At 63.8% G+C, this 14,528-nt stretch carries 11 protein-coding genes and 1 pseudogene; 6 read left to right on the top strand and 6 right to left on the bottom strand.

Features of this window, described 5'->3' with window-relative positions:
• Positions 1-93 precede the first annotated feature (93 nt).
• The 3 genes from QCL51_RS24435 (at position 94) to QCL51_RS24445 (ending at position 4,075) form a co-directional block, all read left to right on the top strand.
• Entirely contained in the window at positions 94-1,005 is a 912-nt protein-coding gene (locus tag QCL51_RS24435) for a LysR substrate-binding domain-containing protein (RefSeq protein WP_021785216.1), read from the top strand.
• Positions 1,006-1,212: 207 nt separating this feature from the next.
• The gene (locus tag QCL51_RS24440; protein ID WP_103469575.1) at positions 1,213-2,475 is read left to right on the top strand and encodes an OprD family porin; all 1,263 of its coding nucleotides are present in this window, start codon (positions 1,213-1,215) and stop codon (positions 2,473-2,475) included.
• A 1-nt stretch (position 2,476) separates the two neighbouring features.
• A complete protein-coding gene (locus QCL51_RS24445) occupies positions 2,477-4,075 on the top strand; it encodes an MFS transporter (RefSeq protein ID WP_031322763.1) in 1,599 nt (532 codons plus the stop codon).
• A gap of 72 nt (positions 4,076-4,147) precedes the next feature.
• Here QCL51_RS24445 and QCL51_RS24450 read toward each other — a convergent pair whose 3' ends face one another.
• From QCL51_RS24450 to ycaC, 4 genes are all read right to left on the bottom strand, one after another.
• Entirely contained in the window at positions 4,148-6,130 is a 1,983-nt protein-coding gene (locus QCL51_RS24450) for an amidohydrolase (protein WP_021785219.1), read from the bottom strand.
• 198 nt (positions 6,131-6,328) lie between these two features.
• The gene (locus tag QCL51_RS24455; RefSeq protein WP_003253555.1) at positions 6,329-7,147 is read right to left on the bottom strand and encodes an alpha/beta hydrolase; all 819 of its coding nucleotides are present in this window, start codon (positions 7,145-7,147) and stop codon (positions 6,329-6,331) included.
• A 40-nt stretch (positions 7,148-7,187) separates the two neighbouring features.
• Complete coding sequence (locus QCL51_RS24460) at positions 7,188-7,496, bottom strand: hypothetical protein (protein WP_003253554.1); 309 nt, start codon at positions 7,494-7,496, stop codon at positions 7,188-7,190.
• Between the two features lie 117 nt (positions 7,497-7,613).
• Positions 7,614-8,243, bottom strand: coding sequence for an isochorismate family cysteine hydrolase YcaC (ycaC, locus tag QCL51_RS24465; RefSeq protein ID WP_323600861.1), 630 nt, complete (start codon positions 8,241-8,243; stop codon positions 7,614-7,616).
• A gap of 148 nt (positions 8,244-8,391) precedes the next feature.
• On the opposite strand from ycaC, the pseudogene QCL51_RS24470 reads away from it, so the two are divergent.
• Positions 8,392-8,593, top strand: a pseudogene (locus QCL51_RS24470) (mechanosensitive ion channel protein MscS); the annotation flags it as partial.
• A 298-nt stretch (positions 8,594-8,891) separates the two neighbouring features.
• Here QCL51_RS24470 and QCL51_RS24475 read toward each other — a convergent pair.
• A complete protein-coding gene (locus tag QCL51_RS24475) occupies positions 8,892-10,178 on the bottom strand; it encodes an FAD-binding oxidoreductase (protein ID WP_101196333.1) in 1,287 nt (428 codons plus the stop codon).
• A gap of 156 nt (positions 10,179-10,334) precedes the next feature.
• Positions 10,335-11,825 (bottom strand): aldehyde dehydrogenase family protein, encoded by a 1,491-nt coding sequence (locus QCL51_RS24480; protein ID WP_101196331.1) that lies wholly within the window; start codon positions 11,823-11,825, stop codon positions 10,335-10,337.
• A 135-nt stretch (positions 11,826-11,960) separates the two neighbouring features.
• On the opposite strand from QCL51_RS24480, the gene QCL51_RS24485 reads away from it, so the two are divergent.
• Positions 11,961-12,851: a LysR family transcriptional regulator gene (locus QCL51_RS24485; RefSeq protein ID WP_021785223.1), complete on the top strand. Its 891-nt coding sequence runs from the start codon at positions 11,961-11,963 to the stop codon at positions 12,849-12,851.
• Between the two features lie 102 nt (positions 12,852-12,953).
• Positions 12,954-14,348, top strand: coding sequence for a VOC family protein (locus QCL51_RS24490; RefSeq protein ID WP_021785224.1), 1,395 nt, complete (start codon positions 12,954-12,956; stop codon positions 14,346-14,348).
• Positions 14,349-14,528 lie beyond the last annotated feature (180 nt).

Raw genomic sequence — 14,528 nt, forward strand, 5'->3', positions numbered from 1 at the left:
GACCGCGCAGGCCTCGGGCCTGTGGTGTCCTGTAGGAGCGGCTTTAGCCGCGAAGAGGCCGGCAAAGGCAACCAAATACCCGGAGACCGATCATTGGAAGACCTCAACTCCCTCTACTACTTCACCCAGGTCGTCGAACATGGCGGCTTCGCCCCGGCCGGCCGGGCGCTGGACATGCCCAAGTCAAAGCTCAGCCGGCGAATCGCCGACCTTGAAGACCGTCTGGGCGTGCGGCTGCTGAACCGCACCAGCCGGCACTGCTCGCTGACCGAGATCGGCCAGGCCTACTACAACCGTTGCCTGGCCATGCGCGTGGAGGCCGAGGGCGCGGCGGAAATCATCGAGCGCAACCGCAGCGAACCGCGCGGCCTGGTGCGCATCAGCTGCCCGACCACCCTGCTCAACTCCTGGGTCGGGCCGATGCTGACCCGCTACATGCTCAAGTACCCGCAGGTGGAGCTGTTCATCGAAAGTACCAACCGCCGTGTCGACCTGCTGCATGAGGGCTTCGACATCGCCCTGCGGGTGCGCTTTCCGCCGCTGGAGAACACTGACATGGTGATGAAGGTGCTGAGTAACAGCACCCAGTGCCTGGTTGGCCAACCTCAATATCTGGCACAACTGCCCAACGGGTTTGACCCGCAGCTGCTGGGCACACTACCCAGCGTGCATTGGGGCAGTGCCCAGCGCGAGTACCAGTGGGAACTGTTCCAGGGTGAGGACAACAGCCGCAGCATCGTCATCCCGCATACACCACGCATGGTGACTGATGACCTGTTTGCCTTGCGCCACTTCGTGGTAGCCGGAGTGGGGATCGCCCACTTGCCGCGGGTGGCGGTGCGTGAGGACCTGGCGGCAGGACGCCTGGTTGAGCTGATTCCGGACTGGCACCCGCGTTGCGGTATCGTGCATGCGATCTTCCCATCGCGACGTGGGTTGCTGCCTTCGGTGCGAGCGCTGATCGATCATCTGGCTGAGGAGTTCGCCATCAGCGACATGGCTTGAGTGCCTGACTGGCTGAGCCGGCCTCTTCGCGGGCATGCCCGCTCCCACAGGTATTGCACAAGGCTCGGGGCCGGTGGTGGCCCTGTAGGAGCGGCTTTAGCCGCGAAAGGGCCGGTACAGGCAATGCAAATCCCCACCCAGCACACCCTTACAAGACCTTGGGTCTACTCTTCTTCCACACTCCCGGATCATCCCCCGGAGCCCCTCATGATCCGCGCCACCCACGGACCAGGCCGCGCCCTGCTCGCCACCCTCGCCCTCTGGCCGGCGCTGAGCCACGCCGAAGCGCCCGGCTGGTCGCTGCTCAGCCGCAACTATTTCCTGCACAGTGACTTCCGCTCGCCCTCCGGCAGCGGCCAGAACTACCGCCAGGAATGGGCCCAAGGCTTCATCGGCGAGGTCCGTTCCGGCTTCACCGAGGGCACTGTCGGCGTCGGCATCGATGCCCATGGCTTTCTTGGTTTCAAGCTCGACGGCGGCCGCGGCCATAGCGGCACCGGCCTGCTGCCACGCGACAGCGATGGCCGCGCCGCGTCCGAGTACTCCAGCGCCGGTGCCGCGCTCAAACTGCACCTGGGCAACACCCGGCTGCGCTATGGCGAGATGATGGTGGAAACCCCGGTGTTCGACACCGGTGACAAACGCCTGCACCCGGAATACGCCACCGGCTGGCTGGTGGAAAACACCGACCTGCCCGACTGGCGCCTGCAGGCCGGGCGTTTCACTGCCTTCAACAACCAGGACAACAGTTCCACCCACGACGACTTCAGCGGCTACGGCGCCAGCACCCACAACCGGGCCATCAGCCTGGCCGGTGCCACCTTCGCACCCAACGGGCCGTTCGGCGCCGCACTGTATGCCGGGCAGCTGGAAAACACCTGGCGCCAGGCCTACCTCAACCTGAACCTGGCCGAGGGCAACTGGCGCCTGGACGGCAACCTGTACAAAACCCGCGACACCGGTAACGCCAGCGCAGGGGCGATCGACACCCTCGCCTACAGCCTGCTGGCCAGGTACAGCTTCGGCGCCCAGGCGCTGAGCCTGGCCTACCAGAAGGTCGAGGGCGACACCCCGTTCGACTTCGTCGGCGGCGACTCCATCTACCTGGCCAACGCGATCAAGTACGCCGACTTCAACGGCCCGGGCGAGCACTCGTGGCAACTGCGCTACGACCTGGACTTCGCCACCCTTGGCGTACCTGGCCTGAGCCTGATGGGCCGCTATGTCAGCGGCCGCGGCATCGACGGCAGCCATGCGCCTGCGGGCGGCGCCTATGTGAACCAGTACGGTGACGGCGGCAAGCACTGGGAGCGCGACATCGACCTGAAATACGTGGTGCAGTCGGGGGCTGCCAAGGACCTGAGCCTGTCGTTCTCCCACGTCAGCCACCGCGCCAACCAGGCCCAGGCGGGCGGTGATATCGACCGCATCTACCTGATTATCGAATACCCACTCAAAGGCAGCTTCTGACATGAGTACATCCCCTTCAGGTGCCTGGAGCCCGTTGCGTAACACCACCTTCCGCATGCTGTGGATCGCCACCATCGCCTCCAACATCGGCACCTGGATGCACGAGGTGGGCGCCGGCTGGCTGATGACCACGCTGTCGGCCAGCCCGCTGCACGTGGCGTTGATCCAGGTAGCCGGCTCGTTGCCGATGTTCTTCCTGGCCCTGCCGGCGGGCGCAGCGGCGGACATCGTCGACAAACGCCGCTACCTGTTGCTGGTGCAACTGTGGATGTCTTGTGTAGCGGTTGTGCTGGCGGCCCTGACGTTGCTCGGGATGATGAACGTCACCTTGCTGCTGGTGCTGACCCTGGCACTGGGCATTGGTACAGCGCTGATGATGCCAGCGTGGAGCGCACTGACACCAGAACTGGTGGGCAAGGAGGACCTGGCCAACGCGGTGGCGCTTTCCAGTGTTGGCATCAACGTGTCACGGGCCATCGGCCCGGCACTGGCGGGGGTGGTGGTGAGCATGGTCGGCCCGTGGCTGACCTTCGCCCTGAATGCCATCTCGTTCGCGGGGGTGATCCTGGTGCTGTTCCTGTGGAAGCGCGAGGTGAAGGAACCACTGCTGCCGGCCGAACGCTTCGTTGGCGCCATGCGCACCGGGTTGCGCTTTGCCCGCAGCGCCAAGCCTTTGCAGGCCGTGATGCTACGCGCGTTGGCGTTCTTTTTCTGCGCCAGCGCCGGCACTTCGCTGCTGCCGCTGATCGTGCGTGGCGAGATGCGCGGCACCGCAGCGGACTTCGGCCTGCTGCTGGCGGCCATCGGTATTGGCGCAGTGGCGGGTGCCACCTTGCTGCCGCGCCTGCGTGAACGCATCAGCCGTGACCGCCTGGTGTTTCTGGCCAGCCTGCTGTATGCCCTGTTCCTGCTGGCCCTGGCGCTGGTGCGCAACTTCTATGTGCTGCTGCCAGCGATGCTGCTCAGCGGCGCGGCGTGGATCGCGGTGCTGTCCAACCTGCAGGTGGCTGCACAGACTTCGGTGCCCGCCTGGGTACGGGCGCGGGCTTTGTCGGTATACATTCTGATCTTCTTCGGCGCCATGGCCTGTGGCGGCCTGCTGTGGGGCACGCTGGCCAGCCATGCAACGATCACCTTCAGCCTGCTGCTGGCCGCAGGCGGCCTGGCGCTGGGTACCTTGCTGACCTGCAAGGTGGCGCTGCCGGAAACCGAGGCAGAAGAGCTGACGCCGTCGCTGCATTGGCCGGTGCCGGTATTGAGCGATGACATGGACAAGGAAGTCGGACCGGTGATGGTCACCGTCGAGTACCACATCGCCCCCACCAAGGCCGAGGCCTTCCAGCAGGCGGCGCGGGAGCTGGAAGCGATGCGCAAGCGCAATGGCGCATTGTCGTGGGGGTTGATGCGGGACAGTGCTGATCCGGCGTTGTGGCTGGAGTTCTTCTTCGAGGAATCGTGGCTGGAGCATCTGCGGCATCACCACCGGGTGACCCGTGGTGAGCTGAAGATCGAGGCGCGGGTCAGGATGCTGCAGACCGATGGGATTGAAGTGCGAATTCGGCATTTGTTGGCTGGCGGGGAGCATAAGGCTCACCATTGATGCTGGCCTTGGCGGCCCTTGAGGCACAAGAAAGGGGCCAGATATTGGCCCCGTTCTTCACATCAGCTCAGCTTAGAACGCGAAGCACGAACAGCCTAACGCTCCCCAGAAACCTTGGAAGTCATTTACCGGTACGCTCGAATGCCGCGCCTTTTCATGGCTGTGTGCATGCACACCGCAAGGCCCGCTGCACTGGTGCACAGCCGCTGCCAACGATGGCGTACCGACACGCCAGTGCCCAGGTACCTTGGTCACCGGCGACCACTCCGGCAGCACCGGCACCTGCGGCGGGCCTAGCTTGTCGAACTCGCCAGCACCATACACCACCTTGCCATCAACGATGGTCAGCACCGACTCGATGCCCTTGATCGCTTCTTCATCGACACTGAAGAAGTCCAGCGACAATGCTGCCAGGTCAGCCAGCTGGCCCACCTTGATCTGGCCTTTCTTGCCTTGCTCGCTGGAAAACCAGGCGCTGCCCTGGGTGAACAGTTGCAGCGCGGTGTCACGGCTCAAGCCTTCCGGGTACAGCTCCATGCCACCGACCGTCTTGCCGCTGACCAGCCAGTACAGTGAGGTCCATGGGTTGTAGCTAGACACCCGAGTGGCATCGGTACCCGCGCCCACCGGCACGCCCATTTCGAGCATGCGCTTGATCGGCGGGGTTTGCTCGGCGGCCTTGGCGCCGTAGCGGTCGACGAAGTATTCACCCTGGAAGGCCATGCGGTCCTGGATGGCGATACCACCGCCCAGCGCACGCACGCGCTCGATGTTCTGCGGGGTGATGGTTTCGGCGTGATCGAAGAACCACGGCAGGCCATTGAACGGGATGTCGCGGTTGACCTTCTCGAACACGTCGAGCATGCGCGTGATCGATTCGTTGTAGGTGGCGTGCAGGCGGAACGGCCAGCGCTGCTCGACCAGGTGGCGCACCACCGGCTCCAGCTCTTCTTCCATGGTCTGCGGCAGGTCCGGGCGCGGCTCGAGGAAGTCCTCGAAGTCGGCGGCGGAGAACACCAGCATCTCACCGGCGCCGTTGTGGCGCAGGAAGTCGGTGCCACTGTGCAGCTTGACGCTGGCCGTCCACTTCTTGAAGTCGTCCAGCTCTTCCTTGGGCTTCTGGGTGAACAGGTTGTAGGCGATGCGCACGGTCAGCTGGTTATTGTCGGCCAGTTCCTGGATAACCGAGTAGTCATCGGGGAAGTTCTGGTAGCCGCCACCGGCGTCGATGGCGCTGGTCAGGCCCAGGCGGTTGAGCTCACGCATGAACTGGCGAGTGGAGTTGACCTGATACTCCAGCGGCAGCTTAGGCCCCTTGGCCAGCGTGGCGTAGAGAATCATCGCGTTCGGGCGGGCGATCAGCATGCCGGTCGGGTTGCCGAACTTGTCGCGCTGGATCTCGCCACCCGGCGGGTTCGGCGTGTCCTTGGTGTATCCGACAGCCTTGAGCGCAGCGCGGTTGAGCAGCGCGCGGTCGTACAGGTGCAGCAGGAACACCGGAGTGTCAGGGGCGGCCTGGTTGATTTCCTCAAGGGTGGGCATGCGCTTTTCGGCGAACTGGAATTCATTCCAGCCGCCGACCACGCGCACCCATTGCGGGGTAGGCGTGCGCGCCGCCTGGTCCTTGAGCATACGCAGGGCATCGGCCACCGACGGCACCCCTTCCCAGCGCAGCTCGAGGTTGTAGTTCAGACCGCCCCGGATCAGGTGCAGGTGCGAGTCATTGAGGCCGGGGATCACCGTGCGCTGCTTGAGGTCGATGATCTGCGAGGCGGCACCCTTGTGGGCCATGGCCTCGGCGTCGCTGCCCACGGCGATGAAGCGGCCGTCCTTGATGGCGACAGCAGTCGCGGTGGGCTTTTCGCGGTCAACGGTGTGCAGTTTGCCGTTGAACAGAATCAGGTCGGCGGTCATGGAACCTCCTTGCGTGGATGCGTGAGCGAAACCGGCTTGGCCGGTAAAAGGCAATGCGGACCAGAGCGCGCCGGCAGCACCGAGCACAGTGCTGGTGGCGAGGAACTGGCGACGGGTCTTGTCGTTGCGATCCTGGGACATAGGCTTCTCCGACTAGGGCCGGCAGGGGGACTGCGAAGCATGCCGGTTGATGCAAGGCCTGTGCTTGGATGGATGTGCGGTGGGTTGAAGAAGGTTAGTCCTGGTCAAGCTTTTTGCTGCCTGGGCCGGCCTCTTCGCGGGTAAACCCGCTCCTACAACGTCTGTAGGAGCGGGTTTACCCGCGAATGTTTCCCACAATTACCGCTGAAGGAACGCCAGCAAGTCCTCATTCAGCTGCTGCGCATGGGTCACTGCAAAACCGTGCGGCGCCCCGGCATACACCTTCAGCTCGGCGCCGCGAATCAGCTCCGCCGCCTGCTTGCCAGTGGTCTCGAACGGCACGATCTGGTCGTCATCGCCATGGATCACCAACGTCGGCACATCGACCTTGGCCATGTCGGGACGGAAATCGGTCTCCGAGAATGCCGTCACACAGTCCAGGGTGCCTTTGATTGACGCCATCAGCGCAATGTTCAGGGTCTGCGTCTGCACACCCTGGGACACCTGCTGCCCATGGTTCAGGCCGTAGAACGGCGTAGCGAAATCGGCGATGAACTGCGCGCGGTCGGCACGCAGGCCGGCCTGGATGCCCTCGAACACCGACAGGTCGACACCGTCAGGGTTGTCCTCACGCTTGCCGAACACTGGCGTCACCGCGCCCAGCAACACCAGCCCGGCCACCCGCTCGCTGCCGTGGCGGGCGATGTAGCGGCTGACATCACCGCCCCCCATCGAGAAGCCCACCAGGGTGACGTCGCGCAGGTCGAGGTGCTCGATCAGCTGGGCAATGTCATCGGCGAAGGTGTCGTAGTCGTAACCGTTCCACGGCTGGCTCGAGCGCCCGAAACCCCGGCGGTCGAAGGCGATGGCGCGGTAACCGCGGCTGGCCAGGAACTCCATCTGCGAATCCCACATGTCGGCGTCCAGCGGCCAGCCGTGGCTGAACAGCACAGGCTTGCCGCTGCCCCAGTCCTTGAAGTAGATCGAAGTGCCATCGCGGGTAACGAACGTGCTCATAGCGGTATCTCCTTGAAAGTTTCCAGGTGAAGGCGTCGGCTCAGCCGCGCAGCCAGTTGGCGCAGCGGCGGGTTACCCAAGGCATGATGTAGAACACCACGGGCAGGATGACGAACAGGTTGACGATCAGGTTGCCGGTGATGACGCCGCCCAGCTGCGGGAAGCGTGCAAACAGCGGCGCCAGCAGTTGCGGGATGACCATGGTCATCGGGCAGATCACCAGGTAGGTCAGCAGTGCCTGCTTCCAACGCGGCGGTTGCGCTGCCGGGGTGCCCGGCGAGCTATCAAGCACCTTGTGTTGCAGGCATACGGTCACCACTTCGCGGTTGTCATGGAGTGCGGTGTTCATCGGCGTTCCTTGGGATGAGCTTGCCCGCATTCACTGTGCAACGGCGAACGGGCGGAGGATTGGATGGGTGTGCTGCCCTACGCGGGCACCGACTCACGGCGCCCGGGGCGGGTCGGCTTACTTGCCGGCGTTGAAAGCGTTGTAGCTGGTCATCAGGTTGCGGTAGTCCGGGATGTGGTTGGAGCACAGCGCGGCCAGGCCTTCGATGTCGTTGCGCCAGTCGCGGTGCAGCTCACAGGCCACGCCGAACCAAGTCATCAGCTGGGCACCCGCCTGGCTCATGCGGTCGTGGGCAGCGTCGCGGGTCATGGCGTTGAAGGTGCCGGAGGCATCAGTGACCACGAACACGTCGAACTCTTCTTCCAGGGCCGACAGGGCCGGGAAAGCTACACAGACCTCAGTCACCACACCGGCAATGATCAGCTGCTTCTTGCCAGTGGCTTTCACGGCCTTGACGAAGTCTTCGTTGTCCCAGGCGTTGATCTGGCCAGGGCGGGCAATGTACGGAGCGTCCGGGAACAGGGCTTTCAGCTCCGGTACCAGTGGGCCGTTGGGGCCTTGCTCGAAGCTGGTGGTAAGAATGGTCGGCAGCTTGAAGAACTTGGCCAGGTCGGCCAGGGCCAGCACGTTGTTCTTGAACGCATCCGGCTCGATGTCGCGCACCAGCGACAACAGGCCAGCCTGGTGATCGACCAACAGCACAGCGGCGTCGTCTTTGTTCAGGCGGTTGTATTTGAAGTTGGTCATGGTCGTTGCTCCTAAGGTTTTCATGTTCAGTCAGTTGGGTGTTTCGCGTTGATGGGAGAAGATTAAAACCATCACCTTTGGAGCGGTAGATAGCGGTTTTTGGCTTTAGCGTTCTGTTTTAGGAACGATGAAGAGCGTAATGGGTTGACTGGCCGAATTCCACACGCTGACCAACTGCGTGCTGTAACGGATCGACAAGGAGCAGATGAAGAGTTGTTTGCAGCAGCGTGAAGAGCTGCCGACGGCGTGAGCAAGTTGCAGCGGTTCGGCGACAGAGCCGGGAGTCGTTGTCGCTGCAGAAGCCGGCTTCAATCAAGATGGGCGGCTTCCATGATTGGTCGCACACGTGAGCCTGTGCTGGCTTCTTCGCGGGTAACCCCGCTCACATGTTCACCACAGACCTCTCAGGCGGTAAACAGGCGCAACTGTCTTGCTCAAAATTTGAACAACCTGCACAGTCGCCTGTAGGAGCGGGTTTACCCGCGAAGACGGTAGCGGCGGCAACGGTGATCGGCCTTTGGAAGTTGGCCAGCAGGCCCGGCCCTTTCACGGGTGAACCCGCTCCTACACAATGGCCTGCGCCGAGCCACCGATGTGTGCCCCCCGCTCCGCGCGTAGGAGCGGGTTTACCCGCGAAGAGGCCAGCAGCTACAACACAACCCTCAGGCACTGCCCCGCGTGGTACAGCGAGAAGCCAGACTCGTAGAACGCGGTGCGCAGCGAAGGCGCGCTCACACCGCTCATCGGCGAGAACGGAATGGGCAGGCTGTCCGCCTCGCCCTTGAGCAGGAACTCAGCAAACGCACGCCCGATCACGGTGCCGGTTGTGTTACCCCGCCCGTTGTACCCGGTTACCGCCACCAGCCCCGGCGCCGGCTCAAACAGGCGCATCAGGTGGTCGGGGGTGAAGTCGATGCAGCCAGTCCAGTGCATTTCCCACTCGACTTTGCCCAGCTCGGGGTAATAGTGGCTCTGGATGCGGTCGGCCCAGCTGCGCACGAACCAGGCTGGCTTGTTGTCGACCCGGCCCAGGCTGCCGAGCAGCAGGCGGCCCTGGTCGTCGCGGCGGATGCTGCTGAGCACGGTGCGGGTGTCCCACGAACCTTGGCCATGTGGCAGCACCTTGTCGGCTGCAATACCCTGCAGCGGTTTGGAGGCTACCTGATAGTAGTAACCACGGAAGAACTGCTTCTGCAGGTTGCTCCAGTCGCCTTCGGTGTAGGCGCCGGTGGAAATGACCACCTTTTCGGCGCGCACAGCGCCACGCGCAGTCTTCACCTGCCAGCCATCCCCCTCACGCTCCAGGCCTTCGACCGAAGACTGCTGGAAAATCTTGCCGCCCAGGCGCGCCACGGCAGCCGCCAGACCCTGGGTGTAGCCCATGGGGTTGATGGTGCCAGCACGGCGATCAAGCAGCGCAGCGGAAATCTTGTCGGTACCGCAGTATTCCTGGCACTGGGCGCCGGTCAGCAGCTCGACGTCGGCACCTCGGCGGCGCCATTGTTCGTGACGCGCTTCGAGGTCGGCGATGCCGGTGGCGTTGTGCGCCATGTGCAGCGTGCCTTTGTGCTGGGCCTGGCAATCGATGCCGAGGCGCTCGATCATGGCGAATACTTCAGCCGGGGCTTCGCCAAGCACCTTGTTCAGGCGGCTGCCCTGCTTATGGCCAAGGGTGGCCTCGACGTCGTCGGGGCGGATCCAGGTGCCGGCGTTGACCAGGCCGACGTTGCGCCCGGAGCCACCGTGGCCGATCTTCCAGGCCTCCAGCACGATCACCGACTTGCCCTGTTCGAGCAGGTGGATGGCCGCCGACAGGCCGGTAATACCGCCGCCGATCACGCAGACATCGGCCTTGTGCTCACCGGCCAGGGCCTGGGCGGCGACGGTCGGTTTGCTGACGTGTTCCCACAAGCATTGTTGACGCAGTTCGGACATGGCCGGCTCCAGCAATTTGTTCTTGTTGGGGCCGCAGGGCGGCCCATTCGCGGGTAAACCCGCTCCTACAAGGATCGGTGTCGCTTGGACGAACCCTGTAGGAGCGGGTCTACCCGCGAACCGGGGGCCAGGCCCCCGGTCATGCAGCTCAATACATCAGTCGAACACGATACCCTGCGCCAGCGGCAGCTCACGCGAGTAGTTCACGGTGTTGGTCTGGCGACGCATGTAGCCTTTCCAGGCATCCGAGCCCGACTCACGGCCACCGCCCGTTTCCTTCTCGCCACCAAATGCACCGCCGATCTCGGCGCCGCTGGTGCCGATGTTGACGTTGGCGATGCCGCAGTCGCTGCCCGAGGCGCTCTGGAAGCGCTCGGCTTCACGGATGTCGGTGGTGAAGATGCAGGACGACAGGCCTTGTGGCACTTCGTTGTTCAGGCGCAGCGCCTCTTCAAAGTCGTCATAGGCCAGCACGTACAGGATCGGAGCGAAGGTTTCGTGGCGCACCACGTCACTTTGCGCCGGCATTTCAGCAATGGCTGGCGAAACGTAGTAGGCGTTCGGGTACTGGTCGGCCAGCTGACGCTCGCCACCAAATACCTGGCCACCTTCGTCGCGGGCCTTGGCCAGTGCACCTTGCATGGCGTCGAACGACTGCTTGTCGATCAGCGGGCCTACCAGGTTGTCTTTACGTGGGTCGCCGATGCGCACTTTGCCGTAGGCGGCTTTGACGCGGGCAACCACTTCGTCCTTGATCGAACGGTGCACGATCAGGCGGCGCAGGGTGGTGCAACGCTGGCCGGCAGTGCCAACAGCCGAGAACAGGATGCCACGCACAGCCAGGTCCAGGTCGGCGCTCGGGGCCAGGATCATGGCGTTGTTGCCACCCAGTTCCAGGATGCTGCGGCCGAAGCGGGCAGCAACGCGTGGGCCGACTTCGCGACCCATGCGGGTGCTGCCGGTGGCGCTGACCAGCGGTACGCGCGGGTCATCAACCATGGCTTCGCCAGCTTCACGGCCGCCGATCACCAGTTGTGCCAAGCCAGCCGGGGCTTCGCCGAAGGCTTTCAGGGCTTTTTCGAACAGCGCCTGGCAGGCCAGGGCAGTCAGCGGAGTCTTCTCGGACGGTTTCCATACCACCGAGTTGCCGGCCACCAGGGCCAGGGCGGTGTTCCAGGCCCACACGGCAACCGGGAAGTTGAAGGCGCTGATCACACCGACCACGCCCAGCGGGTGCCAGGTTTCACGCATGTGGTGGCCCGGGCGCTCGGAAGCGATGGTCAGGCCGTACAGCTGGCGCGACAGGCCAACCGCGAAGTCACAGATGTCGATCATTTCCTGCACTTCGCCCAGGCCTTCCTGGGTAATCTTGCCGGCTTCGATCGAAACCAGCTCGCCGAGGTCGGCCTTGTGCTCACGCAGCACTTCGCCGAACAGGCGCACCAGTTCGCCACGGCGCGGAGCCGGCACACTGCGCCAGGCTTCGAAGGCGCTTTGGGCCTGATCGATACGGGCGATGGTCTCGGCCTTGCCGAGCAGTTTCACCGAGGCGATCTGGCTGCCGTCGATCGGCGTGTGAACAGGGTAGTCGCCCTGGGTGTAAGCCTCGGCGGCAACGCCAAGGCGCTCGAGCAATCCAGCAACCATTTGTGCATCTCCTACATCGGTGATGGGGTGGAAAAATGATGTGGATCAGTATTAATCCGATCACATAGGTACAACAAACGACCTTTATTCCGCATATCATTCCGTCAGGTAATGATTTGAGCCGCAGAGACCGCTATGTCAAAACGCCTGGTACCCTCCATGACCGCCCTGCAGTGCTTTGAAGCTGCAGCCCGCCATCTGAGTTTTACCCGTGCTGCCGAAGAACTGCACCTGACCCAGAGCGCGGTCAGCAAGCAGGTGGCGCAGCTGGAGGACATGCTGCGCCACCACCTGTTCCTGCGCATCCGCCGGCGCTTGCAGCTGACGCCGGCCGGCAGCCTGTACCTGGCCGAGGTCAACAAGATCCTCACCCAGGTGGACATGTCCAGCCGCTACGTACTCACCTACGGCGAGCAGACCGAGATATTGAAGGTAGCCACTCAACCGAGTTTTGGCGTGCGCTGGTTGATCCCGCACCTGAAGGGTTTTGGCAAACGGCACAGCAATATCCACTTGGACATTCGCAACGAGATGGAGCCGTTCGCCCTGCTGCAAGGCTCGGCTGACGTGGTGTTCTTCTATGGCCAGGGCACCTGGCCGGGAGCCACGTGCGTGGAGTTGTTCCGTGAAGAGGTGGTGCCGGTGTGTGCGCCAGAGCTGCTGGCCGGACGCAGGCTGGCCGGTGCCGAGGAGCTGGCCGAACTGGTGCTGCTGCAAAGCACCTCGCGGCCGGAGGCCTGGCATGAATGGTTCCTGGAGCAGGGCCTGCAAAGCGTCAGCGCCTACCACGGGCCGCGCTTCGATACGTTCTATATGGCGTTGAGCGCGGCGCAGGCCGGGTGCGGGGTGGCGCTGGTGCCGCGCTACCTGGCTGCGAAGGAGCTGGCCGACGGTAGCCTGGTGGTGCCGTGGGACCACGCGATGCGCAGTGCAGGGGCGCATTACCTGGCGTATGCCGAGCATGCGGCGGAAGTGCCCAAGGTGCGGGCGCTGGTGGAGTGGATCCACGAACAGCTACAGGCTTGAGGTCGATCAAAAAAGGAATGACACACTCACTTTTTTTCGCTTGTGAGCAAAGTGCATTCCCAGCTTTCATGTAAGCGTCCGAACCCAACCAGGAAGCTAGCGATGCCAGCCCACGATTTCGTCAGCCCAGACAGCATCCGCGCGCAGTTCTCTGCCGCCATGTCGCTTATGTACAAACAGGAAGTGCCGCTGTACGGCACGCTGCTGGAGCTGGTGAGCGAAATCAACCAGCAGGTAATGGCCCAGCAACCCGAAGTGGCCGAGGCCCTGCGCTGGACCGGCGAAATAGAGCGCCTGGACCAGGAACGCCACGGCGCCATCCGCGTCGGCACCGCCGAAGAACTGGCCACCATCGCCCGCCTGTTCGCGGTCATGGGCATGCAGCCGGTCGGCTACTATGACCTCAGCTCCGCTGGCGTACCGGTGCATTCCACCGCCTTCCGCGCGGTGCACGAGCAATCGCTGCATGTCAGCCCGTTCCGTGTGTTCACCTCGCTGCTGCGCCTGGAGCTGATCGACAACCCGCAGTTGCGCGAGCTGGCACAGGGCATCCTGGCCAAGCGCCAGATCTTCACCGCCCGCGCCCTCGAACTGATCGCCCAGTGTGAGCGCGAGGGTGGTCTTGACGCCGCGGATGCAGAGACGTTCGTGCAGGAGGCGCTGCACACCTTCCGCTGGCACCAGGATGCTACCGTCACGGCCGAGCAATACCAGCAGCTGCACGACCAACACCGCCTGATCGCCGATGTGGTGGCCTTCAAGGGCCCGCACATCAACCACCTGACCCCGCGCACCCTGGATATCGATGCAATCCAGCTCGGCATGCCGGCCAAGGGCATCCCGCCGAAGGCCGTGGTTGAAGGCCCGCCCACCCGCCGCCACCCGATCCTGCTGCGCCAGACCAGCTTCAAGGCCCTGCAGGAAACGGTCGCCTTCATCGACCAGCAAGGCAGCAAAGGCAGCCACACCGCACGCTTTGGCGAAATCGAGCAACGCGGCGCGGCGCTGACGCCGAAAGGTCGCCAGCTCTACGACAAGTTGCTCGACGCTACCCGCGCTGCGCTGGGTGGCGCTCCGGCCGAAGCCAATGCCGAGCGTTACATGGCGCTGCTGCAGGCAAACTTTGCCGAGTTCCCGGATGACCTGGCGCAGATGCGCGAACAAGGTCTTGCATATTTCCGCTACTTCGCCACTGAGAAAGGCTTGGCCGCACGCGACCAGAAAGGCCGCCCGACCACCCTGCAAGGGCTGATCGACGCGGGCCATGTGCATTTCGAGGCGCTGGTGTACGAGGACTTCCTGCCGGTGAGTGCGGCGGGGATCTTCCAGTCCAACCTGGGCGACGATGCGCAGGCCGAATACGGCAGCAACGCCAACCGCGAAGCGTTCGAAGCCGCGCTGGGGTTGCAGGTACAGGATGAGCTGGCGCTGTATGCGCAAAGCGAGCGCCGGTCGCTGGAGGCCTGTGCACAGGCGTTGAACCTGGGTTCGATATAAAACTGTACCGGCCTCTTCGCGGGCAAGCCCGCTCCCACAGGTACCGTGTCGGGCCAAGGCATACGATAGACCTGTCGGAGCGGCCTCTTCGCGGGCTTGCCCGCTCCCCACAGGTACCGTGTCGGGCCAAGGCATACGATAGACCTGTGGGAGCGGCCTCTTCGCGGGCTTGCCCGCTCC

It is taken from the genome of Pseudomonas sp. LTR0 (assembly GCF_036630035.1).
Classification (GTDB): Bacteria; Pseudomonadota; Gammaproteobacteria; order Pseudomonadales; family Pseudomonadaceae; genus Aquipseudomonas; species Aquipseudomonas putida_Y.

Bases quoted from the DNA above. Each gene is read 5' to 3' on its own strand.
- QCL51_RS24440 (WP_103469575.1), top strand. From the start codon at position 1,213: ATGATCCGCGCCACCCACGGACCAGGCCGCGCCCTGCTCGCCACCCTC.
- QCL51_RS24445 (WP_031322763.1), top strand. From the start codon at position 2,477: ATGAGTACATCCCCTTCAGGTGCCTGGAGCCCGTTGCGTAACACCACC.
- QCL51_RS24450 (WP_021785219.1), bottom strand. From the start codon at position 6,130: ATGTCCCAGGATCGCAACGACAAGACCCGTCGCCAGTTCCTCGCCACC.
- QCL51_RS24455 (WP_003253555.1), bottom strand. From the start codon at position 7,147: ATGAGCACGTTCGTTACCCGCGATGGCACTTCGATCTACTTCAAGGAC.
- QCL51_RS24460 (WP_003253554.1), bottom strand. From the start codon at position 7,496: ATGAACACCGCACTCCATGACAACCGCGAAGTGGTGACCGTATGCCTG.
- ycaC (WP_323600861.1), bottom strand. From the start codon at position 8,243: ATGACCAACTTCAAATACAACCGCCTGAACAAAGACGACGCCGCTGTG.
- QCL51_RS24475 (WP_101196333.1), bottom strand. From the start codon at position 10,178: ATGTCCGAACTGCGTCAACAATGCTTGTGGGAACACGTCAGCAAACCG.
- QCL51_RS24480 (WP_101196331.1), bottom strand. From the start codon at position 11,825: ATGGTTGCTGGATTGCTCGAGCGCCTTGGCGTTGCCGCCGAGGCTTAC.
- QCL51_RS24485 (WP_021785223.1), top strand. From the start codon at position 11,961: ATGTCAAAACGCCTGGTACCCTCCATGACCGCCCTGCAGTGCTTTGAA.
- QCL51_RS24490 (WP_021785224.1), top strand. From the start codon at position 12,954: ATGCCAGCCCACGATTTCGTCAGCCCAGACAGCATCCGCGCGCAGTTC.